Genomic DNA, 23,645 nt, shown 5'->3' on the forward strand with positions numbered 1-23,645 from the left:
GATTCACGGCACTAATAATGCCGCTGCCAGCACCTCATCTTCGCAGTATACATCCGGATGAAAATACAGACGGCCGTTGCGTGCTTCGCAGGTGTAGTAGCGAATCCGGATTGGCAGGCCTTTTGCCAGATCGTAGCGGCATTTTTGGTGGGTGGCAATGCTCCGGCGCATATCCGCCAAGGCAGCCTGCTGGCCTTCTCTCTTGAGCAGATATGCCGCTAGCTCCAGCGGCTTTTCCAACCGGATACAGCCGTGGCTGCGGGCCCGGCGGGTTTCCCGAAACAGTAGTCTGGCGGGTGTGTCGTGCAGGTAGATGGCGTGGTCGTTGGTAAAGTAGAAGACGATATTGCCCAAGGCATTGTGCCGGCCCGGCGTCTGACGAATCGTGTAGGGGAAGGTCTGAGGAGTAATTCGGTCCCACTGAACCCGCCACGGATTGACGGCACGATTCCGATAGTCGAATAAGCGGTAGTGGTTATCTGCCAGGAAGCTGGGGTCATTCTGTAGCTCCGGCAGGATTTCGTTTGCGGCAATACTATAGGGCACGCGCCAGTCGGGTGCCGTGATGAACACGTTAATGTGGCTTTCCAGCTGTGGCGTTGGAGTCTGCGGTTTGCCCACCACCACCCGGTGCGTCTGCACTATCAGGCCGTTTTTAATAATCTGAAGCTGATAAGCAGGAATATTGACCAGCGCATACTCGGCAGTGTCGTTTCGGGCTTCATCCCAGCGCAGGCGCTCCAGATTAAGCGCAACCCGCCGAAAGTCTGCTTCATTTCCCCGGGTCGGCTGCGTCGAGTCCGAAGGAAGCTGCCGGCTCCAGGTCTGCTGCAGCTGCCGGTAGGCCCGGCTGCTGGGCTGGTAGCGCAGAAACTCCGCTGCCAGGTCTGGTGCTTGCAGGGCTTGCTGCAGATGCGTGGCAGCCCGTTGGGCCGAGTTGCTGCTGAGGGGAACAGGAGTGAGGGTTGCAGGTTGCAGGCGCCCGTAGCGGAGATGAGTGGCAAACCGTAGTAGGGCGTCGGTGAGGCGCAGTTCATACCCCGTGATGTTACTGGATGCGGTAGTTGAGCGGGAAAGTGAGTCAGGTAGGGCCGCTAGTTCCGCCCACATGTAGGTTGCAGGGTCCAGACCAAATTCCGGCGCCCGGCGCAGTAGTGCCAGGGCCTGCTCTGCTGAGTGATTCCAGCCAGAATCGGGATGAGTCCAGGCCGCCGTAAAATTGCGCAGGCTGTAAAACTGCTGGACGGCGGCTCCGGCCTGCAGGCCCAGCTGAGCATAAGTAGCTGTCGGTCCCAGAGCTACCGTGTCCAGCAGGGAGCGAAGTGTAAGTGCGGCCGGGTGAGTAGCCGGCACCGATAGGAAACAGTTGGCCTCTTTCGCCGATGACTGCACCGGAGCAAGCGCGCTACCGGCCAGAACCATCCAGAAAATAGCAGCGCGTGCGCTACTTCTTAACCAAGCCATGGGAGTAGGGGCAAGAAGCGCCGTAAAGAGCTGAGCGAGTAGATTTACTTCATGTAGCCGTTGGCAGAAAGCAAAATTTCCGTCTTGATAGCGACGCAGACCAGTTGGGATAAGTTAAGTATTTTCTATGTCGAAAGCAAGAACAGTGGATACATGTCCGCGACGCAGCGGAGGGGGAATCAATATTCTGCAAAAGGAGTCGTTGCTTTGCGACCAGAACCCATCATGCTACATCCTTTGAATACTGACCTGATTGCACGCACCGCCGACTTTGTTCGCGAGAAATTTTTGCACGAAGGCTCCGGCCACGACTGGGAACATATTCGTCGGGTGTGGCAGGTCGCCCGTGCCCTTGCCGAAGAAACCCCGGAAGCCAATCCGCTCATCACTGAGCTAGGGGCTTTGCTGCACGACGTTGCCGACTGGAAGTTTCATGATGGCGACGAGGAGGCTGGCCCCCGGGCCGCGCGGGCTTGGCTGGAAGGCCTGCAGGCGGATGAACACGTTATCAGGGCTGTCGAAACCATCATCCGGGAGGTAAGTTTCAAGGGAGTAGGCGTCCCCACGCCCATGAGTACGGTGGAAGGAGCTTTGGTGCAGGATGCCGACCGGCTCGATGCCATTGGGGCCATCGGAGTGGCGCGTGCCTTTGCGTACGGTGGCCACAAAGGGCGCCCGCTGCACGACCCAGATATTCCGCCAGTGCAGCACGAGTCTTTTGCCAGCTACAAGCAAAACGTGGCACCTACTATCAACCACTTCTATGAAAAGCTGCTGCACCTACAGGAGCGGCTACATACGCCGGCGGCCCGCCGTGTGGCTGCGCAGCGGCACGCATTTATGGAAACCTACCTCACGCAGTTTCTTCGGGAATGGGAAGGCCAGGACCTGCATCCTGCCAGCGGCGGCTAAAACGTAGTAGTTCATAGCTTCCGATTCGCTACTGCTGCTAAGAAACTCTCATCTTTGCTTCATGACATTTCGAGTACTCGTTTTCCGGTTCCTGCTGCCGCTGGTTGTTCTGCTTACGGTGGCCTCCTGCCGCAATTGTCCCATCATGTCTTGCCACACCCGCAAGATTCATTTCCATGATGGAGTGAAGTATCGTGGGCAGCCGCTGTTCAAGAAGCAGAACCCGGCAATCGGCGAAAAAATCAAGACCTACAACCCTAAATCGGGTAAGCACAAGGCCGATAAGAGCAAGTCGCTGAAGTAGGCCGAAAGGGCCGCAGACCGTAGGAAAAACGGCCTTTTTTGCCTATCTTGCAGGCTTAACGCAACCTTCATTCACGGTGCCGGAACTGCTCTTTTTCAGCAGCGGCCGGCCTCCTCAAGTTCTCCCTATGGCGGAAGGCGAAAAAATCATTCCGATTAACATCGAAGACGAGATGCGCGGCGCCTACATCGATTATTCGATGTCGGTTATCATCTCCCGGGCGCTGCCCGACGTGCGCGACGGCCTCAAGCCCGTGCACCGGCGCGTGCTCTACGGCATGAGCGAGTTGGGCGTCTCCTACAACAAATCCTACAAAAAATCAGCCCGTATTGTGGGGGAGGTGCTGGGTAAGTACCACCCCCACGGCGACTCCTCGGTATACGATACCATGGTGCGCATGGCCCAGGACTGGAGCCTGCGCTACCCGCTCGTAGATGGGCAGGGCAACTTCGGCAGCATCGACGGCGACTCGCCGGCCGCCATGCGCTACACCGAGGCCCGCCTTAAGCGCCTGGCCGACGAAATGCTCGGCGACCTGGACAAGGAGACGGTTGACTTTCAGCCTAACTTCGACGACTCGCTGGAAGAGCCCAGCGTGATGCCGGCCAAGTTCCCGAACCTGCTGGTCAACGGTACGACCGGTATTGCCGTGGGTATGGCCACCAACATGGCGCCCCACAACCTGACGGAAGTGGTCAGCGGTATTATTGCCTACCTCGATAACCCGGAAATTACCATTGCCGAGTTGATGGAGCATGTTACCGCGCCGGACTTCCCGACGGGTGGCACCATTTACGGCTATGAGGGTGTAAAGCAGGCCTTTGAAACCGGCCGGGGCCGCGTGGTGGTCCGGGCCAAAGCCCACTACGAGACATTGCCCAGCGGCAAGGAGCAGATCATCATTACCGAAATTCCCTACATGGTGAATAAGGCGGCAATGATTGAGAAAACCGCTGCCCTGATCAACGACAAGAAGATTGAAGGCATTGCCGACCTGCGCGACGAGTCGGACCGCGACGGTATGCGCATCGTGTACGACCTGAAGCGCGACGCCATGCCCAACGTGGTGCTCAACCAGCTCTACCGCTACACGCAGCTGCAGTCTTCGTTCGGCGTCAACAACGTGTGCCTGGTAAAAGGCCGCCCGATGACGCTCAACCTCAAGGAGCTGATTCATTACTTCGTGGAGCACCGTGCCGATGTGGTGGTGCGCCGCACCCGCTACGAGCTGGCCGAGGCCCAGAAGCGCGCCCACATCCTGGAAGGCTTGCTCATTGCGCTGGACCATCTGGACGAAGTTATTGCCCTGATCCGCGGCTCGCGCGACGGCGAAGTGGCCCGTGCCCAGCTCATTGAGCGTTTCTCGCTGAGCGAAGTGCAGGCCCGTGCCATTCTGGATATGCGTCTGCAGCGCCTCACCGGCCTGGAGCGCGACAAAATAGTGGCCGAGTACGACGAGCTGATGAAGCTCGTGGACTACCTGAAATCGGTGCTGGCCTCCGATGAGCTGCAGCGTCAGATCATCAAGGACGAGCTGACCGAAATCCGGGAACGGTACGGCGATGCCCGCCGCACGGCCATTGAGTACGCCGGCGGCGACTTCTCGATGGAGGACATGATTGCAGACGAGAGTATGGTCATTACCATCTCCAACGACGGCTACATCAAGCGTACCGCTCTGAACGAGTACCGTTCGCAGGGCCGTGGCGGCGTAGGGGCCCGTGGTGCCGCTTCCAAGCAGGATGATTTCACGGAACATCTGTTTGTGGCCACCACGCACGAGTACCTGCTGTTCTTTACGGAACTGGGCCGGGTGTTCTGGCTGAAGGTGTACGAAGTGCCGGAAGGAGGGAAGGCTGCCAAAGGCCGGCCTATCCAGAACCTGATTGAGATTCCGCGCGAAGACTCGGTACGCTCCGTGCTCAACGTGCGCGGCCTCCGCGACCCGGACTACCTGGAAAATACCTACCTGATGTTCTGCACCGAGCAGGGCACCGTGAAGAAAACGCCGCTGGAGGCGTACTCGCGGCCGCGTGCCGCCGGTATCAACGCCATTACTATCAACGAAGGCGACCGTCTGCTCGATGTGCGTTTGACCAACGGGAACTCAGAGGTGGTCGTAGCTCTGCGCTCCGGTCGGGCCGTTCGTTTTCCGGAAGGCAAAGTGCGCTCCATGGGCCGCACTGCCGCCGGGGTGCGCGGTATTACGCTGGCCGACGACTCAGACCGGGTAGTGGGTATGGTTTGTGTTTCGGATCCGACACAGGAACTGCTGGTGGTATCCGAAAATGGCTACGGCAAACGTTCCGAGCTGGACGAATACCGCATTACCAACCGTGGTGGTAAAGGGGTGCGAGCCATGAAAATCACGGATAAAACCGGGGCCCTGGTTGCCATCAAGGACGTCAATGATACGGACGACCTGATGATTATCAATAAGTCCGGTATCACCATCCGCCTGCGGGTGGCTGATCTGCGCATTATCGGCCGGGCTACCCAGGGAGTGCGGCTGCTGAAAATCAACGAAGGCGACGAAATTTCTTCGGTAGCTAAAGTAGCGGCCGAAGAAGATAAGGATCCGGAGACTGAGGCTGCTCTCGAAGGCGTGCCTGCCACGGCTGTTGATGCGGAACTGCTGGATGCAGACCCGGATGAAACTGAGGCCGATGAGGATGAGGACGTTGAGGAAACCGACGACGACGCATCTGATGACGAACTGTAAGAAATTTTAGAAAGCGGAGGCTGGACGTTTCAAAGCGTCCAGCTTCTCTCTTTCGGCCGGGGTAGTAGTAGCGCTGAACTTCGCATCGTATTTCCCCGTTTCCTGTGCAATTCCTTTCTTTCACCTGAACATTCTTCAGAAACACTCCCTATGAAGAAGCTACTTCTGACGCTTGTCGCTGCGGCGGCGCTGACATCCGCTTCGGCCCAGAATTCGGCCGTAACCAACGCCATCCTGAACCAACGGCAGGGCCTGCTTGATAAAGCACGCACTGATATTGACAAGGCCATTGTTAACGAGAAAACGCAGGGCAAAGCCAAAACCTGGTACACGCGTGGCGAAATCTACGAGGGCATGGCCGCCAGCCCAATCTATAGCAAAAACCTGAGCGCCGGCGAAGGCACCCGCGTTGCGTTTGAGTCCTATCAGAAGGCTATCCAGCTCGACGGTAAAGACGGCGAGTTTGGCAAGCAGGCGGTTGCCAAGCTTGACAACCTGTATGGTGCGGCCCTGAACGCTGGTGTAGAAAGCTACAACGGCAAAAACTACGACGAAGCCATCAAGTCGTATAAAATGGCCCAGCAGATCCGGCCACAGGATACCACAGCCTATCTGTATGCTGCGTATGCTGCCGAAGCCAAGCAGGATTTTGCCTCTGCCAGATCCACGTACGACCAGCTGGTGGCGATGAATTACAAGTCGCCGCAGATGTATGGCCGCATGCTACAGATTGCGCGCCAGGAGAAAAACGACCAGGAAGCTATGAAGGTAGTGGAGCAGGCGCTGAAGGCATATCCCAACAACAAGGGTTTTATGTTGGAAGAACTCAACATGTATTTGAGTGCTGGTCGTGGGAAAGAAGCCCTTGGTAAAATTGAACGGGCAATCCAGGCTGACCCCACAAATTCTAACCTGTACGCCGTAAAAGGTTCTATTCTGGATCAGGACAAGCAGCCGGAAGAAGCGTTGAAAGCGTACCGGAAAGCGGTGGAAATTGATCCGAGCAATTTTGATGCGAACTTCAACCTGGGAGTATATAGCTTCAACAGAGGGGCTGACATCTTTAAGCGTACCAATAAGATGGATCTGGCGACATACCAGAAGACGGGTAAGCGTCTGGAAGCGGAAGGCAAGAAGTATATCTCTGATGCTGTTCCATACTTTGAAAAAGCAATGGCTATCCAGCCAGAGGATCGGGCTACCATTTCCTCACTGCAGAAAGCGTATCAGACGCTGGGGCGCACCGCAGATTCTGAACGCATGATGGCAAAGCTTGATACCCTGAAGAAGTAAGAGTTAATCTGTAGCAGTAGAGGAGCCCCGAACGATGTTTGGGGTTCTTTTTCGAATAATCACTTAACATAATATAAATTATAAGACAAGGAAAATGAGCTACTTGCTCATGCTGATATTATGGTAAAGATCAACAAAGGCTTTGGCGATGCTGGCCGCCTGCTAAGCGTAAGGCCTTACCAGCTCCGGCTTGGCTCAGCTGTTGCTTGCTTTCTGAGAATCGTCTGGAAAATCATAGCGTATATCTGCTACCTGCAGTAAAGAGTGTTCCGTATGATGCGTGGTTGATTAGAGCAGCTGCTGTGGTTGTTTGGCAACGGGTAATAAAACTGCATGCTGGATTTTTCACTAGGCAATTTAGTCAGACGGCAGCATGTGCACATTTTGGGTGGATGTCATGTTCCCCCTTTCTGTCTGGTTTTTCAGCCAGCGTGGCCGACTTCCAGCCGTTACCAAGTTACGTCCGAAGCCAAGTAGCATTTGGGGCTTCGTTCGGCATGATAGTTTTCCGCTAAGTCGAAAAGGCTCCTCAGGAAAGAAAAGTAGATCCTCTACCCTATCTGCCTTATCTTTTCTTGCGTGTGTCTTCTGCTACTTCGTGTATCCGAAATGCAATGTTCGTTATAGCTGTTTACATGGGTATGTCTTGGGTATCAATATTGACGTGTACAGCAGCCTCACTCCGCAATAAGTCGAAATAGCCCATGGACTAGGCAAGACTTGATGGGCGCTAGTTTGAGGGCCGATATAATGCCTTATCCAGGCCCCTAGGCAAAGCCCCGCTCCTGCCCGAGGTTAGTGTGGTATATAAATAAAGAAGGTTGATGAAACGAGTTATGAGCACTAATAACAGTTTAAGCACAAAAAAGCACAAAAAGTATTAAATAGTATTACTCTTATTAACTTTTTTGTGCTTTTTACTACTTGCATTGTAATTATGTGCTTTTATATTTACATACTCTTTTACCACTTGAACCTTCCTGTTATATGCCTAAGACTATCGATTACCCAAGAACTTCTTATGCTGGAGCTTGGGAAGTAGCAGAAGTAGTTGACGACACTGGTGGAAAGTGCTCTATCGAGGCATGTGCTCGTAAGCTGAACCGAAAAGTGAGCGGTTCCTTTAAAGCCATTCTCGGTTCGGCAGTGAAGTTTGGTTTGCTTACCAGCAAACGAGAGTTACTCACAACCACAAACTTATTTCGCCGCATCAAACACGCGTACGATAAGCAGGAGGAACTACTCTACCACCGCGAAGCTTTCCTGCATCCGCCGCTGTTCTCCCAGATAAGCCGCAAATTCAGAAACAAGGAACTCCCCGTGCAGATGTTTGACATTATGCTGATCCGCGAGTTTGGTGTCGAAGAGATTAATGCACAGAACGTAGCCAAGGCATTCATTGATGGTGCCCGGATGGCCGGGATTCTGGATGAGCGCAACGTAGTGGCCGACATCGACCAGCTCGCCGCACAGCAGGGTCCGCGCCGCGAGCTTGCCAGTGGCGAGATGCCGCTGAATCTCTTCAAAGCTTCGGATGTATCTACAGCGTATTCCGTCTCTCCTGCTACAGCATATTCTGATTCCTCTCGTTTAGACCCTTCAGGGCGCTACGCCATAGATAGCACATTACCTGAGACCAGTCTTATACCAGCCTCGCCTCCAGAGTCGCTTACAGAGGCTACAATGGACTCAGATCCGGTGTCGGCGCTGTTTGGTTTAAACCGGACAACTCCCAATCCGGCCATACAGTATTCCCCGGAAACAGCGGTTGTACCTCCTGTTATACTTCAGGCCGCTGCCGCCAATCCTGAGCCCATCCAAACACCGGCGCCCCGTCCAGCCTCGCCGGCCCCACCCCGAGTATCTGAGCAGATAATGACTCCACCCACCGAAGGCTATCTTATTCACATTGCCGGCCCGGGCCTGGACACCCAACTAAGCATTCAGGACGTGGACGACCTGGAGATTGTCCGTATTCTGTTAGAGAAAATAAGAAAGAATCTGACTAACAAATAGATACAACCCTTAAATCGAAAAAGCCCCTTGCCGATTTGTAGTCAGTAAGGGGCTTTCAGGTTTAGAGAAGTTTGTCTACTCCCGCCGCACCCCGCCGGAAATGGTGGTGTGGCGTTGCTTAAGCACGTCCACCACGTCTTCCATGGAAAGCCCGGAGGCCGTCAGCAATACCAACAAATGGTACAGCAGGTCGGCGGCTTCGCCTTTCAGGCCTTCTAGGTTGCCACCCACCGCGTCGATGACGGTTTCCACGGCCTCCTCTCCCACTTTCTGGGCGATTTTGGGCATACCCTTCCGGAACAGGGAGGCGGTGTACGACTTGGGGTCTTCGTCGGGGTGTTGGTGGCGGCGCTGCACCAGGCGCTCCAGCTCCGCCACAAAGCTCACGGCCGGGGCTGGGTAGCGCGTCTGCTGGGGCTGCTCGAAGCAGCTGGTGGTACCCCGGTGGCAGGTGGGGCCGTCGGGGCGGGCCAGGATGAGCAGGGCATCCTGGTCGCAATCCTCGTGCTCACTCACCACGGTGAGGTAGTTCCCGGACGTTTCGCCCTTGGTCCAGAGGCGCTGCTTGGAGCGGGAGAAGAACGTCACGCGGCCCGTCTGGCGGGTTACGCGCTGCGCTTCCTCGTTCTGGTAGCCCAGCATCAGCACCTGCCCCGTGTGGGCATCCTGCACAATCACCGGAATCAGCCCATCGGGCATTTTGGCAAAATCCATTGGATCTAGTTGTTAGTTGGTAGTTGGCAGTTGTTAGTACAGGCGCGAGCAGTCAATAAACTGACAACGGACAACTACCAACTGACAACTAAAATTACAGCCGCACGGCAATGCCGTCCTGGCGCAGGTGTTCTTTTAGCTCGCGGATACCGATTTCGCCGAAGTGGAAGATGCTGGCGGCGAGGCCGGCGTCGGCGTGGGCCTGCTGGAACACGTTCGTGAAATCCTGCTTGGAACCCGCACCACCCGAGGCTACAACCGGAATGGTTACGGCCCGGCTCACGGCCCCGGTGATGTCCAGCGCGAAGCCGTCCTTGGTGCCGTCGTTGCTCATGGAGGTTAGCAGGATTTCGCCCGCGCCCCGGTCGGCAGCTTCCCGGCACCACTGCACCGCGTCACGGCCGGTGTTGTGGGTGCCGGCCCGGGTGTAGATCTGCCAGCCGTCGGCGTCGTGGTAGCGGGCATCGGCGGCCACCACAATGCACTGGGAGCCGAAGCGGGCCGCCAGCTCGTCAATCAGTTCGGGGCGAGCCAAAGCGGCCGAGTTGATGCTCACTTTATCAGCCCCATTCATGAGCAGGGCCTCCACATCGGATACAGTGCCGATGCCGCCGCCCACGGTGAACGGGATATCCAGCTCCCGGGCCACGTCGCGCACCAGGGTCACCAGCGTGGCGCGCTTCTGGTTGGTGGCGGTGATATCGAGGAACACCAGCTCGTCGGCGCCCTCGCGGGCGTAGCGGGCGGCCAGGGCCACCGGGTCGCCGGCGTCGCGCAGGCCCTCGAAGCGCACCCCTTTCACGGTGCGCCCGTCCTTCACGTCGAGGCAGGGTATGATTCGTTTGGTTAGCATGCTTGGTTGACTAGATTAATCTTCTGTCTGATTTGAGTTGGGCCAGTTAAGAACTGACTTTTCACGTGGGTCCCAACCACTGAGTAGAGACCCTAGCCTATTTAGCTCTGCTGGATTAGTCAGCATATAGAATCTGCAGTCACAGCTATAAGGTGCTTCTAAGTGATTCTTGATATCTACTAGAATGGCTGATGCACCATTTGGCTGGTAGCAGAAGACTTCCAGCAGCATGTAGTATGCCCATTTAGGGGAGTTTTCTCCTATTTGTAGCCTGACAGTGCTTTTGCCAGTCAACGGAAAATTCTTGAGTTGCTCTCCAAAGTCTCTGAACTGGTCATCGTATCCATAGAAGTCGAGGGCAGCCGCTGCATCACCATTGGACATGGCAATTTCATAATGCAAAAAGCCGTCACCATCATCCAGACTTAGCACATTTACCTTAAGAAGCTGCTCTATAAAAGTATTACTGTTACAACCAGGACTGCAGCTGGTCCAGCGTGATGGTGCCTTCGTAGATGGCTTTGCCGATGATGGCCCCGTGCATGCCCACAGCGGCCAGAGCCTCCACATCGGCAATGGTGGTGACGCCGCCGCTGGCAATGAGGCGGGCAGCGGGCAGCTGTTCGCGCAGCTCGGTGTAGGTACCCAGCGACGGGCCCTGGAGCTTGCCGTCCTTGCTCACGTCGGTGCAGATGAAGGTGCTGGCTCCGCTGGCCAGGTAGCCCTCCACAAACTCGCGCAAAGTCCGCTCGCTCTGCTCGGCCCAGGCGTTGATGGAAATGTGGTTGTCGCGGTAGTCCGCCCCGATGATGATTTGGTCGGCCCCGAAGGCATGTAGCCAGCCGTTCACGGTTTCCGGCTCACGCACGGCAATACTGCCGGCGGTAACCTGCCGGGCCCCGGCGTCGAAGGCCTGGCGCACGGCTTCCTCGCTCTGCAGCCCGCCCCCGAAGTCGATGTGCAGGCTGGTGTGGCGGGCAATGCGCTCCAGTACGGGCAGGTTCACGGGGCGCTTGGCGCGGGCTCCGTCGAGGTCCACCAGGTGCAGGCGCTTCACGCCGGCGGCCTCGAAGCGTTGGGCCACGGCCAGCGGGTCGGCGTCGTAGGTGGTCTGCTGGGCAAAGTCGCCCTCCGTCAGGCGCACGCACTGGCCGTTAATGAGGTCAATAGCGGGAATGATTTCCATGTTGAATTTAGTGCTTGGTGCTGGTAACGGATCAAAAGAACGTCATGCTGAGCGAAGCCGGAGGCGAAGTCGAAGCATCTCTACCGCCTCGTTGAATTACTACTGCAACGAAGCGGTAGAGATGCTTCGACAAGCTCAGCATGACGTTCTTTTATCACCAGCTTACAGCTTGAGAAAGTTTTCTAGGATGCGGGTGCCGACGGGGCCGCTCTTTTCGGTGTGGAACTGCACAGCGTAGAAGTTCTCGTGCTGCACGGCGGCGCTGAACGGCGCGGGGTACGCGGCCTCGGCAATCGTATACTCGCCTACTGGGGCGTAGTAGCTGTGCACGAAGTACACGTAGTCCTCGGCGCTGAGACCCTCGAACAGAGGACTGCGCAATGCCTGCAGATTGTTCCAGCCCATGTGCGGCACTTTATACTCCGCGGTGGCCGGGAACCGCACCACGTCGAACGGGAGAATTCCGAGCAGCTCGGTACCGCCGCCTTCCTGGGTGTGGCGGCCCAGCAGCTGCATGCCCAGGCAGATGCCCAGGAACGGCTGCGTGAGCGTGGGCAGCAGCTCATGCAGGCCTTGGGCCCGCAACTCCCGCATGGCGGAGGCAGCCTCGCCCTCGCCCGGGAACAGCACCTTATCGGCGCGGCGAATCACGTCGTGGTCGGCCGTGAGCGTGGCCTGCACGCCCAGCCGTTCCAGCGCAAACAGCACCGACTGCACGTTGCCGCCTTTGTAATCAATGATGGCTATTTCCATTTGAGAATATCAGAAGTCGACTGGTGTTTATTCTTATGTTTAAACAAATGTATAAAGCCATTTAAGCTTACCAGTTGTCATCCTGAGCAGAGCGGAGGACCTTACCACGTATGAGCGGTTAGTTCCGATGTTATAAGGTTCTTCGCTCCATCTAGAATGAAAGCTATGCACACAACGCACACCCGGACAACTGTTTATTCATTTGTTTAAACAAATGAATAAACTACAAAATACCTTTCGTACTGGGGATTTCCATGCGGCCGGCGTCGCGCACCAGGGCCATTTTGATAGACTTGGCTACGGCCTTGAAGATGGCTTCGATCTTGTGGTGCTCGTTCTGGCCCTCGGCTTTGATATTGAGGTTGCAGCGGGCGGCATCGGAGAAGCTCTTGAAGAAATGGTAAAACATTTCGCAGGGCATATCCCCTACTTTCTCGCGCTTGAACTCGGCATCCCACACAATCCAGGGACGGCCCGAGAAGTCGATGGCGGCCTGGGCCAGCACGTCGTCCATGGGCAGCAGGAAGCCGTAGCGGGCCAGGCCGCGCTTGTCGCCGAGGGCCTGGGTGAAAGCTTCGCCCAAGGCAATGGCCGTGTCCTCAATGGTGTGGTGCTCGTCGATGTGGAGGTCGCCCTGCACCGTGATTTTCATATCCACGCCCGAGTGTTTGCTGAGCTGGTCGAGCATGTGGTCGAAGAATCCCAGGCCGGTATGCATCTCGGGGCGGCCGTTGCCGTCGAGGTTCAGCTCGATGCTGATTTTGGTTTCGTTGGTGTCGCGTTGTACCACGGCGGTGCGGGCGGGCAGCCGCAGAAACTGGTATATTTTTTCCCAGCTCATCGTGGTCAGCGCGGCGCGGTCGTCGCCCTCCCCTTCCGGCTTCAGCAGGATAGACTGGCAGCCCAGGTTCTGGGCCAGCTCCACGTCGGTCAGCCGGTCGCCGATGACGAAGGAGTTTTTGAGGTCGTAGCCGCTGGCTTCGCCCAGATACTGGGTGAGCATGCCGGTACCGGGCTTGCGGGTGGGCAGGTTCTCGTGGGGGAAGCTACGGTCGATGTGCTCGCGCACGAACTCCACTCCTTCCGAGCGCAGCACGTCGAGCATCATATTGTGCGCCGGCCAGAAGGTTTCCTCCGGGTAGCTCTCGGTGCCGAGGCCGTCCTGGTTGCTCACCAGCACCAGCTCGTAATCCAGCTCGCGGGCAATGCGGGCCAGGCCGGTGATGGCACAGGGCACAAACTGAAATTTTTCCCGCGTCAGCGCGTCCACCTGGAAGTCCGTCGGCGGCTCGATGAGGATGGTCCCGTCGCGGTCAATGAAGAGTACTTTTTTCATGAAGAGTAAACATGCCGGTGAGCCACTGTAGCTCCACGGCTTGAGAAACAAAAAAGAGAAACCCCGGCCTTTAGTCAGCCGCGGGTAACAGGTTCCGAATGAAGCCTGCGTAGGAGTCGCCAAGCGGCAATTCCAGATTTACAGCGAGTCGGCGGCGGAGAGTATGCACGGGTTCCTGGGTGTAGGGGTTGAATCCGTCCTTCAGGTAATCTTCCCAATAAATTCCCAGACCCCGCTTTTGCCAGCTCGGCAACTCATTATAGTTAATACCGTGCGCGAACAGCAAATCGTGCTTGGTAGCGGTGCGCTGGCCTTTCACCTGCGCCGTTGCTTCTGCCACGGTGCGGCCCTGTTTGCGCAGCAACCAGTAGCAATGGGCATTCAGGGAGTTACGGCCAGCATCTTCCTGCCGCCACCGGAAGTAATCCACCACGTTTTCCCGACGCGGCAACTGGGAAATTCGGCAGTCAAATACCCCTATGTCGCCCAGCAACAGCGAGAATTTGGCGGACGCCTCCCCCGCCAGTACCGACGTGTACTTGCGCAGCTTACGGCCGAAAGAGTCCTCCGAAGGATGCAGCAGCAGAGAAATTTCGTCGCTTTGCGTATAGCCGTACACGATTCGGAAACCACATTCCAGCAAGTGCCGGGTGGTTTCAGCCATGTAGTCGCGCATCCGCACATCGAACGGAGCTTCAAACGGATGTACTTCCTTGGTCAGGCGGGTGAAGCCGCGCCCATCCAGACGGGCCACCAGGTAGAGGCCGGGCAGCGCGCAATGGTCGTGAGCTGTTTCGAATACCCGTAGTCGCGCGTCGAGGTCGTTAAATTTCATCTTGCCAACTGGTAACGTCAAACGCTTGGTTATCGAGCACCCGCACAAAGTATAGTTGGTCAAACCCCTCAGCGCGGGACGGCAGTTCCAGCCGATTGCGGGTGGCCCGAATACCCTTGTCGGGTATTTGTCGCTCCGGCGGACGCTGCTGGTTGCGCACCAGCGCTTCCCCCGCCACCGACTGAAAGAAGTAGCCGACCACCTCGAATCCCGCGGCCCGGGCCGCCGTTAGGTACACGGCCCGCTCGGCCTGCGTGGGGTTCGTGTTATCTATTACGCAACGCTGCTGGGTTTCCAGGCACAACTCCAGCAACCGCCGTTCCCGGTGGCGCGTGCGCAGCAGGTCCATGCTGATGCGCACGTGCGTATGGAAAAACCGCTGTTGGTAAAACGTCGATTTTCCGGTGGCCTGGATTCCGCAGAACAGCACGAGCTGCATGATAGGAGTTGTTATAAAGGAAGTGTTGGAATCAGGCTGACGACTTCTGCAGCTTGGGCTACAAGGAAAGCATTCAGCCCGACCGCCGAATCGAGCGTGCAGGTAAGGTCGGCGTCCTGCTCATCAAATTTCAAACTGAAGATGACGTTTTGATGACCGAATCCATCAAAGTCGATTTCCTTGATGCCCGTAAACCGAAGCTCGATTTCGCAGTGCCTGGCCTGCAGAAAGTATCCCCGCTCATCGGTTGCCTTTGTCGTTTCAAAGGCAGCAATCAGAAACGTAACCTTCGGATAGTATCCTGGATTGGCTTCAAAGGTCACCTTTACAACTTCCGCATCATGAAAGCCAGGCCAGTAACCGAAATGCTGCACAACTACTTCGGAGTTGACTATTCGGTGAATCGCAGGGTTATCAATCATAACTCAATCCAGATTCAACAACGAAACGGTAGAGATGCTTCGGCAAGCTCAGCATGACGTTCCCTACTCTTTATAGTATACTACCCCGCAAACTCCCGAAGAGCCTGGAGCAGCAGCTCGTTCTCGGCGGGGGTGCCTACGGTGAGGCGGAGCGTACCGGCGCAGCCGGGCTGGGTGGTGCGGTTGCGCACGATGATGCCCCGGGCGACCAGAAAATCGTACACGGCCGTGGCGTCGGGGTGGAAACGGACCAGCAGGAAGTTGGCATCCGAAGGGAACACCTCCGCCACGATGGGCAGCGCGGGCAGGCGCTCAGCCAGCCAGGCGCGGCCTACCAGCAACTGCTGGCGTAATGCTTCGAACCGGTCGGCGTCGCGCAGCGCCTGCAGGGCGAAACGCTGCGTGGCTTCCGACACGTTGTAGGGCGGCTTGATTTTGTTGAGGTAGCCGATGATTTCCGGCGAGGCGAAGGCCATGCCCAGGCGCAGACCGGCCAGACCCCAGGCCTTCGAGAAGGTTTGCAGCACCACCAGGTTGGGGAATTCGGCCAGGCGGGTAGTCCAGCTGGGGGCAGCGGCGAAATCGGCGTAAGCCTCATCTACCACTACCAGCCCGCGGAAACCGCGCAGAATTTCCTCGATGGCTTCGGCGTGGAGCAGGTTGCCGGTGGGGTTGTTAGGCGAGCAGAGCCACACGATTTTGGCATTCGAAGCCAGCACGCCGGCCACGATTTCGGGCGAGAGCTGGAAGTCGGGCGTCAGCTGCAGGCGCTCCACGCGCACATCATTCAGGTTGGCGGCCACCTCGTACATGCCGTAGGTAGGCGGCAGGATCAGCAGGCTGTCGTGGCCGGGCACGCAGGTGAGGCGCACCAGCAGGTCGATGGCTTCATCGGAGCCGTTGCCGAGGAAAATCTGCTCGGGGCGCACGGCTTTGAGCTGGGCCAGCTCCTGCTTCACGGCGCGTTGCAGCGGGTCGGGGTAGCGGTTGAACTGGTCGGGGCCGGCGCTGCCGAGGCTGTTCTCGTTGGCGTCGAGCATGACCTGGGCCTCGCCCTGAAATTCGTCGCGGGCCGACGAGTAGGGCTTCATATCCCGCAGGTTGGGGCGTACGAGGCTATCGAGGTTGAACATGAATCACAGATTTAAACGGATTATTCGGATTTCACGGATTTTGTAGAGCGTCAGGCGGCAGTTCGGTTCAGTAGCCCAGGGTTGAAACCCTGGGCTATGGAGCGGTTGTCGTTTTGGCGTCGGCAAGCGAGATGCTTCAACAAGCGGACGCTAGATCAAGCATGACGTTCTACTGTTATCCTATACTTATTCCTTCCCGCCGGCCAGGGCTTCCAAGCGGAGGGTGACAGCGCGGGCGTGGGCGCGGAGGCCTTCGGCTTCGGCCATGGTTTCTACCACGGGGCCCACGCTGAGCAGGCCTTCGGGGGTGAGGCGCTGGAAGGTGATTTTCTTCAGAAACGAATCCAGCGACACGCCGCTGTAGTTGCGGGCGTAGCCGTTGGTGGGCAGCGTGTGGTTGGTGCCCGAAGCGTAGTCGCCCACCGCTTCCGGGGTGAGGTGGCCCAGGAACACGGAGCCGGCGTTGGTGACGCCTTCGGCCAACTGTTCTGGATTTTTTACGGCTAGAATCAGGTGCTCGGGGGCGTACTGGTTCGAGAAGTACAGCATTTCCTCCGGCGTGCGCAGCAGAATGGCGCGGCTCTCGGTGAGGGCCTGGGCGGCTACCTCGGCCCGGGGCAGCTCGCGCAGCTGGCGTTCCACCTCGGCCTTGGTCTGCTCCAGCATCGACAGGGAGTCGGACAGCAGAATCACCTGCGAGTCGGGGCCGTGCTCGGCCTGGCTGAGCAGGTCGGCAGCCACGAAGGCCGGCGTGGCCGATTCGTCGGCAATAACCAGTACCTCCGAGGGGCCGGCCGGCATATCAATGGCCACGCCGTAGCGGGTGGCCAGCTGCTTGGCGGCCGTCACGTAGCGGTTGCCGGGGCCGAAAATCTTGTCCACGGCCGGCACCGAATCGGTACCGCCGCTCAGCGCGGCCACGGCCTGGGCCCCGCCAGCTTTTACGATGATGGTGATGCCCAGCAGCTGGGCCGTAAACAGGATAATCGGGTTCACCAAGCCGTCCTTCTGGGGCGGGGTGCACAGCACGATTTCAGGGCAGCCGGCCAGCCGGGCGGGCACGCCCAGCATCAGCAACGTGCTGAACAGCGGCGCCGAGCCGCCCGGAATGTAGAGGCCCACGCGCTGCACGGGCACCGCCCGCCGCCAGCACGTAACGCCCGGCATGGTTTCTACGCGCTCCTCCACGGGCACCTGGGCTTTGTGGAAGCGCAGAATATTGGCGTGCGCCTGCCGGATGGCCGTTTGCAGTTCGGCCGGCACCTGGGCCGCGGCGGCGGCCAGCTCCTCGGGCCCCACGCGCAGGCCGCCCGCGAGGTCGGCCCCGTCGAACTGCCGGGCGTAGTCGAGCAGAGCCGCGTCGCCGCGCAGGCGCACGTCCTCGAAAATCTGCTGCACGCGCTGCTCCACGTCCTGGGCCTGCTGCTGGGCCGCCCGCTGCTGCAGCGCCGCCCACTCCGGCTGGGATGGATATTGGAAGATGTTCATCTTTTGGGGCTTGGGGGCTTGGGGGCTTGGATACTGTTCTGATGAACTACGACGAACTACAGAGGCTGCTTTAGTTGATTCGAACATCAACTAACCCTGAGTCCCCAAGCCCCTAAGTCCCTGCTACGAAATCATTTTCTCAATCGGGAGTACCAGGATGCCTTCAGCACCGACAGCTTTGAGCTGGCTGGTGATGTGCCAGAAGTCGTCCTCGTTCACTACCGACTGCACCGATACCCAGCCTTCCTCGGCCAGGGGCGTTACCGTCGGCGACTTAATGCCGGGCAGCAGCTGCTTCACCGCATCCAGGGCCGCCACGGGGGCGTTGAGCAGGATGTACTTGTTGCGGCGGGCGCGGCGCACGGCCTGCATCCGGAACTGCAGCTGCTCGAGCAGCTCCTTCTTCTCGGCGCTCAGGTTCTGGTTGGCAATGAGCACGGCCTCGGAGCGGAACACGGTTTCCACTTCACGCAGGCCGTTGCCCAGCAGCGTGGAGCCGCTGCTCACAATATCACAGATGGCCTCGGCCAGCCCGATGCTGGGGGCAATTTCCACCGAGCCGCTGATGGTGTGCAGGTTGGCTTTCACGCCACGTTCGGTGAGGTACTGACCCAGAATCTGAGGGTACGAGGTGGCAATGTTCACACCCTGCAAATCCTCAATGGAATCGTAGGCGGCGGCGCGGGGCACGGCTAGGCTCAGGCGGCACTTGCTGAAACCCAGGCCTTCTACCTCCAGGCCGGGAAAACCCGCTTCTACCAGCACGTTCTGGCCCACGATGCCCAGGTCGGCCACGCCATCCTGCACGTAGCCGGGAATGTCGTCGTCGCGCAGGTAGAGGATTTCGAGGGGGAAGTTGGTGGCTTCGGTTTTGAGCTTGTAGGAAGCCGAGAGGAAGCTGATGCCGCATTCCCGAATCAGGTTCAGGGAATCTTCGCTTAAGCGGCCCGATTTCTGGATGGCCAGACGGAGCATGTTTCTTTCAATTAGGAATTAAGAATCAGGAATTAAGAATTGACCGGTGGGGCCAGGGCTTAATTATAATTCGGAACAGGTTGGGGGCAAACGGGGAACAGGACCCGGACGTTGGGAAATGGCCATGATTTGGCCGGGCCACCACTTTCGGGGGCCGGGGAACCAAGTGCGGTTCGCCCAACGGGACAATATGCGTGTGTTATTCCTCTAAAAAGAGGAATGGTACCCGTGCAGATGATGATGCGCCGCGCGCAGCCCAACCGTAGCTCCGCCACTGGCGGAAGCAGCCACGGGGCTGTTGGTGCAGAAGAAAAGCGCGGCCGATGCGGGCATAGAAGCAGAGTTGCGGGGCAAAAGTACACGGCAAACGTCCAAAATGAAATTTTATCCGGAAAAATTCTCCGGAACCCGGACCTTTGCCCTCCCGTTGTGTTTCCAACCAGCGTTTGGCATAATTGTTTCATGCTGCCTGCTGCGGTTGCCCGTCCTGAGTTCTACCCTATTGCGTTGCTATGCGTTTGTTTGTTCGTCCGCTTGCCATTGCCGTTGCCTGCAGTGCAGTGCTGAGCCTGTTGCCGGGTCCGGCCGCTCATGCCCAGACCACTGCCTCCGCCATGCCGGCAGCCTCGCTGTTGCCGCTGCCGCAGGCCAGCCCCCACGTGCTGCTCAACCACACCATCGGGCTGTCGGAAGTAACGGTTGACTACCACGCTCCGAGCGTGCGCAACCGCGTTATCTGGGAAGGACTGGTGCCTTATAATCAGATCTGGCGGGCGGGCGCCAACGAAAACACGGTCATCACGTTTGCGGATACGGTGCGCGTCAATGGCAAAATGCTGCCCGCGGGCCAGTACTCCTTCTATGTGTTCCCGCGCTCCGACCAGGACTGGGACATGGTCTTTAACCGGGTAACGACGCACTGGGGGACGGAGAAGTACGATGAGAAGGACGACGTACTGCGCGTTCCGGTAGTGCCGGAAGCCACGGAATTTCACGAAACATTGCTGTACTGGTTTTCGGATGTAAAGCCAGGCAGCGCCCATCTAAACCTGAGCTGGGAAAAGAAAACCGTTAGTCTCTTTATCGACACTAATGTACAGGCGCGCGTAGTGGCAGGTATTGAGAAAGCCGTGGCTCAGCGCCCCGGCGACTGGCAGCTTCTGGCACAGGCCGCCGACTACCTGGTGCAGAACAACCTCAATGCTGAGCGGGCCTTGTATTTCATAAACGAATCCATCCGCCTCCGCGACGTGTATACCAACAACTGGATCAAGGCTCGCCTGCTGGCTTCTAAGCTCGATTATGACACAGCCATCGTCTATGGGCGCAAAGCCATTAAGCTCGGCGACAAGGACGATGAGGCCTTCCGGGCGCAGTTGCCTTCCATGCGGGTTTCGCTGATAGAATGGCAGGGCAAAGCGTACTAGTGATAACGAGAATAGTGAAGCAGTAAAAAACAGAAAAAAGGCCCGCTCCGATGCGCATCGGAGCGGGCCTTTTTTTTGTTCGAGCGACACGCTAAAACCGCGCAATAACTCGCAGATTCACCAGACGCTGGGACAGGTAGTTGGGTACGGCATAGGTGCGCCCGTTGAGGTCCTGAATGTAGCTGTAGCCGGCCACGTTGTTGCGGCCCAGCACGTTCAGCACTTCCAGCCCCAGCCACAGGCTCTCCAGCTTCCCCACCCGCCGGTTGGGCTCTGTATTCAAAGCCAGAACCTTGGAAAAGCCCAGATCAACGCGCCAGTAGGCTCGGGTGAGTTCGGTGGTGCCCCGCTCCTGCTCATTGTTCGGCGGGCTAAACGGCAGCCCGGTTCCGAATACCGAGTTTACATACCCGCGCACCGATGGGTTGTTGGGCAGATGGTCCTGAAAGAAGATACTCAGGTTCACGCGCTGATCCTGCGGGCGGCGGATATAGCCTTTGGCCTGCCGCCCAATGGTGTCGCCGGTAGCACTATAGAGGGTGAGCGAGTCGCCCTGCAGGTTTTCGCGCGTCGTCAGCACGCCCAGCGTAAACCACGATTCTGCCCCGTTCACAAACTCGCCGCCCACGCGCGCATCCACACCGGCTGAGTAGGCCGTAGCCAGGTTCTTGGCAAAATACCGCAGCCGCACGTTGTCAATATCGTAGGGAACGACATCAGTGAGATACTTAAAGTAGGCTTCGCCGGTAAAGCGGAACGGCCGGCCGTACTTCTCAAACCGAATTTCGTTGCCGGCAATAAAGTGCAGGGAGCGTTGGGCCCGCAGCTCTGGATTCAAGCTGGCTTCCACTAGTAGCGGACTGCCCGGCGTAGCGCGGCTGCCCTGCTGGTCGCGTAGTTCGCGGTAAAACGGCGGCTGGTAATACATGCCAGCCGCTACCTTATAGGAGTGGTTGGTGTGGCGGCGCGGAATAAAGGAGTATTGCAGCCGCGGGCTCACCACCAGCTGCTTGTTCACGGACCAATAGTGGGCCCGCACCCCATACGTGAAGGTGCGCATCGAATCCAGCTCCACGGTGTGCTGCGCGTAGCCCTGGGTGCGGGTGCTCTGCAAGTCGAGGTCTGACGTGAGGCGACTCCGCCGGGCATCGGGCACGTAGTCGGCCGAGTCGGCGAAACTGTACTCGTTGAGCACGTCCTCAATCCGCTCACGGCCTGTTTTTACGCCAAAACGGACGGTATGGCGGTTGCCCGGTGTCCAACGGGCGCGGACCTCGGCCGTGGCAATACGGGCCTCCAGGTTGTTGCGCGAGTGGTCGAAGCGCGAACCGACGCTGCGCTGGCGCACAGCCTGGTTGAAATCCTTCGAGCTTGGGTCGCGGTTGATATCGGCCAGGCTGTACTTGGCTTCCACGTCGCGGTATTCCAGCTCGCGCGAGTACACCAGCCCCCCCAGCAGTTCGGTCTGAAACCGCGACGAAAAGTTGTGCTTCAGATTCAGGCCTCCCTGGGCCATATCATACTGCATCCGCTCCCGGCCCTCATACACGATAAACAGGCGCGTCACCTGGTTAGTAGCCGTGCTGAAAGTGCTCTGGCCAGTTTCGGGCGTGAAGCGGTAGTCGTTGTGCGCGAAGGTGGTCAGCAACCCCAGCGAGGTGCGGTCCTCGTTGCCTTTCGGGCCAAGGTTGGCATTGATGTACGCTTGCCCGTCGTAGAACGTGGGGTTGTAGCCGCCCTGCTGCTGGCGCAACGAGCTCAGTACATAGGTGGCATTTTTGTAGCGGACACCGGCCAGGTAGCTCAGGCGCTTGTTGGGCGAAGCCGCCTCCACGTGCACGGCGCCGCCTACCAGGCTCCCCGTAGCAGATGCCGCGAATTTCGTCGGCTGCTTGTACTCGATGCTCAGCACCGAGGAGAGTTTGTCGCCGTACTTGGGCTGCCAGCCGCCGGTCGAAAACTCCACCTTGTTTACCAGGTCCGGGTTCACGAAGCTAAGGCCTTCCTGCTGGGCCGCCGATATCAGAAACGGCCGGTAGATTTCGATACCGTTGACGTAGACCAGGTTTTCGTCGTAGTTGCCGCCGCGCACCGAATAGGTACTCGTCAGCTCGTTCGTCGACTGCACGCCGGGTAGCGTTTTCAGAATAGCATTGAAGTCGCCGAACGGCGACGGCAGCACCTTGGCCGTTCGCGGGTCCAGCTTGATCATGCTCACCTGCTCGCGGGTATCGGCCTCGTCGGATCGGCCCCGCACGGTTACGTTGCCCAGCGCGCGCGAATCAGCCTGCAGCGCCAGTGTTAAGTCGCGGCGGTCTTCGGTGAGCGTGACAGGCACGCGCAAGGGCCGGTAGCGCAGGCTGCGCACCACCAGCACCGCCGCCTGGCCGGTGCGTGCCACCTGCAGCGAAAAGCGGCCCTTAGCATCCGTAACGGTGCCGCCCGGCTGGCCCTCCACGCCCACGCCCACCTGCTCCAGCGGCTGGCCCGCCGCATCGCGCACGGTCCCCCTGATGGTTATCCGGTCGGTTTGCTGGGCGGCAGTAAGCAGTGGTGCCAGCGTCAGGGCAGCAGTCGGCAGCAGACTAAACACTGCCAAGCGCACGACCAGCGGCAAATGGCTGGCCCGGGAGGAAAGATGCGGCATGCTAGCGTTCCTCCTCTTCTGCGGCCCCTACGGTAGCCATAAGTTGGGCCCGCAGCTCCGACAGTGTCGCCACGGGGTCGGGCGAGTTGAACACGAACGAGCCGGCTACCAACACATCGGCCCCTGCTTCCACCAGCGCCGACGCATTGTCGCGGGTGACGCCACCATCAATTTCTATCAGCGCATCGGAGCCGCTGTCAACCAACAATTCCTTCAGGGCCGTCACTTTGCGCAGCGTGTTCGGGATGAAAGCCTGCCCTCCGAAACCCGGATTCACGGACATAATGCACACCAGGTCGAGGTCAGCGGCTATGTCTTCCAACACCCACACCGGCGTGTGCGGGTTCAGGGCCACACCGGCATTACAGCCCAGGGCCTTAATCTGCTGAATGACACGGTGCAGGTGGGTGCAGGCCTCATAGTGCACCGTAATATTTTGGGCGCCGGCGTCGCGGAAGGCGCTCAGGTAATGCTGGGGCTCCTCAATCATGAGGTGTACATCCAGCGGCTGCTTGGCATGCCGGTGAATAGCCTGCAACACCGGAATACCGAAGGAGATATTGGGCACGAAACGGCCGTCCATCACGTCGCAGTGCAGCCAGTCGGCAGCGCTGCCCGCGAGACGTTCGGTTTCAGCCTGGAGGTTGCCGAAATCGGCAGCGAGCAAAGAAGGAGCCAGCAACGGCGCCCGGCGGCGGTTCAGAGTCATACCGCGAAGGTAAGCAG

Annotated in this window: 21 protein-coding genes; 6 read left to right on the forward strand and 15 right to left on the reverse strand. The window is 58.3% G+C overall.

Annotated elements, in window-relative coordinates:
- Positions 1–3 precede the first annotated feature (3 nt).
- A complete protein-coding gene (locus tag IC231_RS17000; protein ID WP_190785688.1) occupies positions 4–1,464 on the reverse strand; it encodes a L,D-transpeptidase scaffold domain-containing protein in 1,461 nt (486 codons plus the stop codon).
- A 237-nt stretch (positions 1,465–1,701) separates the two neighbouring features.
- Here IC231_RS17000 and IC231_RS17005 point away from each other — a divergent pair, with 237 nt between their 5' ends.
- From IC231_RS17005 to IC231_RS17025, 5 genes are all read left to right on the forward strand, one after another.
- Positions 1,702–2,376 carry an HD domain-containing protein gene (locus IC231_RS17005; RefSeq protein ID WP_211539153.1) on the forward strand — a complete coding sequence of 225 codons (675 nt, stop codon included), beginning with the start codon at positions 1,702–1,704 and terminating at the stop codon, positions 2,374–2,376.
- A 61-nt stretch (positions 2,377–2,437) separates the two neighbouring features.
- Positions 2,438–2,680 carry a hypothetical protein gene (locus IC231_RS17010; RefSeq protein WP_185889862.1) on the forward strand — a complete coding sequence of 81 codons (243 nt, stop codon included), beginning with the start codon at positions 2,438–2,440 and terminating at the stop codon, positions 2,678–2,680.
- Between the two features lie 127 nt (positions 2,681–2,807).
- On the forward strand, positions 2,808–5,402 hold the full coding sequence (gene gyrA / locus IC231_RS17015) for a DNA gyrase subunit A (RefSeq protein ID WP_190785690.1): 2,595 nt from the start codon (positions 2,808–2,810) through the stop codon (positions 5,400–5,402).
- Between the two features lie 150 nt (positions 5,403–5,552).
- A complete protein-coding gene (locus IC231_RS17020) occupies positions 5,553–6,695 on the forward strand; it encodes a tetratricopeptide repeat protein (RefSeq protein WP_190785691.1) in 1,143 nt (380 codons plus the stop codon).
- A 987-nt stretch (positions 6,696–7,682) separates the two neighbouring features.
- The gene (locus IC231_RS17025; RefSeq protein ID WP_190785692.1) at positions 7,683–8,711 is read left to right on the forward strand and encodes a hypothetical protein; all 1,029 of its coding nucleotides are present in this window, start codon (positions 7,683–7,685) and stop codon (positions 8,709–8,711) included.
- Between the two features lie 75 nt (positions 8,712–8,786).
- On the opposite strand, the gene hisIE is transcribed toward IC231_RS17025, so the two are convergent.
- The 12 genes from hisIE to hisG form a co-directional block, all read right to left on the reverse strand.
- Positions 8,787–9,425 (reverse strand): bifunctional phosphoribosyl-AMP cyclohydrolase/phosphoribosyl-ATP diphosphatase HisIE, encoded by a 639-nt coding sequence (gene hisIE / locus IC231_RS17030; RefSeq protein ID WP_125418360.1) that lies wholly within the window; start codon positions 9,423–9,425, stop codon positions 8,787–8,789.
- A gap of 94 nt (positions 9,426–9,519) precedes the next feature.
- Entirely contained in the window at positions 9,520–10,278 is a 759-nt protein-coding gene (gene hisF, locus IC231_RS17035) for an imidazole glycerol phosphate synthase subunit HisF (RefSeq protein ID WP_190785693.1), read from the reverse strand.
- Positions 10,279–10,293: 15 nt separating this feature from the next.
- Complete coding sequence (locus tag IC231_RS17040; protein WP_190785694.1) at positions 10,294–10,710, reverse strand: hypothetical protein; 417 nt, start codon at positions 10,708–10,710, stop codon at positions 10,294–10,296.
- A gap of 37 nt (positions 10,711–10,747) precedes the next feature.
- Positions 10,748–11,464, reverse strand: coding sequence for a 1-(5-phosphoribosyl)-5-[(5-phosphoribosylamino)methylideneamino]imidazole-4-carboxamide isomerase (hisA, locus tag IC231_RS17045; protein WP_190785695.1), 717 nt, complete (start codon positions 11,462–11,464; stop codon positions 10,748–10,750).
- A gap of 162 nt (positions 11,465–11,626) precedes the next feature.
- Positions 11,627–12,217, reverse strand: a complete 591-nt coding sequence (gene hisH / locus IC231_RS17050) for an imidazole glycerol phosphate synthase subunit HisH (RefSeq protein ID WP_190785696.1) — start codon at positions 12,215–12,217, stop codon at positions 11,627–11,629.
- Positions 12,218–12,440: 223 nt separating this feature from the next.
- Positions 12,441–13,553, reverse strand: coding sequence for a bifunctional histidinol-phosphatase/imidazoleglycerol-phosphate dehydratase HisB (gene hisB, locus IC231_RS17055; RefSeq protein WP_190785697.1), 1,113 nt, complete (start codon positions 13,551–13,553; stop codon positions 12,441–12,443).
- A gap of 70 nt (positions 13,554–13,623) precedes the next feature.
- Positions 13,624–14,388: a tRNA(His) guanylyltransferase Thg1 family protein gene (locus IC231_RS17060; protein WP_190785698.1), complete on the reverse strand. Its 765-nt coding sequence runs from the start codon at positions 14,386–14,388 to the stop codon at positions 13,624–13,626.
- Positions 14,378–14,827 (reverse strand): AAA family ATPase, encoded by a 450-nt coding sequence (locus tag IC231_RS17065; protein ID WP_190785699.1) that lies wholly within the window; start codon positions 14,825–14,827, stop codon positions 14,378–14,380. The genes IC231_RS17060 and IC231_RS17065 overlap by 11 nt, the downstream gene beginning before the upstream one ends.
- An 11-nt stretch (positions 14,828–14,838) precedes the next feature.
- Positions 14,839–15,249 carry an Imm50 family immunity protein gene (locus IC231_RS17070; protein ID WP_190785700.1) on the reverse strand — a complete coding sequence of 137 codons (411 nt, stop codon included), beginning with the start codon at positions 15,247–15,249 and terminating at the stop codon, positions 14,839–14,841.
- 80 nt (positions 15,250–15,329) lie between these two features.
- Positions 15,330–16,382 carry a histidinol-phosphate transaminase gene (gene hisC / locus IC231_RS17075; protein WP_190785701.1) on the reverse strand — a complete coding sequence of 351 codons (1,053 nt, stop codon included), beginning with the start codon at positions 16,380–16,382 and terminating at the stop codon, positions 15,330–15,332.
- Positions 16,383–16,568: 186 nt separating this feature from the next.
- Positions 16,569–17,870 (reverse strand): histidinol dehydrogenase, encoded by a 1,302-nt coding sequence (gene hisD, locus IC231_RS17080; RefSeq protein ID WP_190785702.1) that lies wholly within the window; start codon positions 17,868–17,870, stop codon positions 16,569–16,571.
- A gap of 123 nt (positions 17,871–17,993) precedes the next feature.
- Positions 17,994–18,845: an ATP phosphoribosyltransferase gene (gene hisG / locus IC231_RS17085; protein ID WP_190785703.1), complete on the reverse strand. Its 852-nt coding sequence runs from the start codon at positions 18,843–18,845 to the stop codon at positions 17,994–17,996.
- A 512-nt stretch (positions 18,846–19,357) separates the two neighbouring features.
- On the opposite strand from hisG, the gene IC231_RS17090 reads away from it, so the two are divergent.
- The gene (locus IC231_RS17090; protein WP_190785704.1) at positions 19,358–20,272 is read left to right on the forward strand and encodes a DUF2911 domain-containing protein; all 915 of its coding nucleotides are present in this window, start codon (positions 19,358–19,360) and stop codon (positions 20,270–20,272) included.
- Between the two features lie 91 nt (positions 20,273–20,363).
- Here the strand turns inward: IC231_RS17090 and IC231_RS17095 are convergent, their stop codons facing one another.
- Positions 20,364–22,919 carry a TonB-dependent receptor gene (locus IC231_RS17095; RefSeq protein WP_190785705.1) on the reverse strand — a complete coding sequence of 852 codons (2,556 nt, stop codon included), beginning with the start codon at positions 22,917–22,919 and terminating at the stop codon, positions 20,364–20,366.
- A 1-nt stretch (position 22,920) separates the two neighbouring features.
- Positions 22,921–23,628, reverse strand: coding sequence for a ribulose-phosphate 3-epimerase (gene rpe / locus IC231_RS17100; RefSeq protein WP_190785706.1), 708 nt, complete (start codon positions 23,626–23,628; stop codon positions 22,921–22,923).
- Positions 23,629–23,645: the final 17 nt, after the last annotated feature.

Origin of the sequence: Hymenobacter duratus, assembly GCF_014698995.1 — a bacterium.
In the GTDB taxonomy this organism is placed as follows: Bacteria; Bacteroidota; Bacteroidia; order Cytophagales; family Hymenobacteraceae; genus Hymenobacter; species Hymenobacter duratus.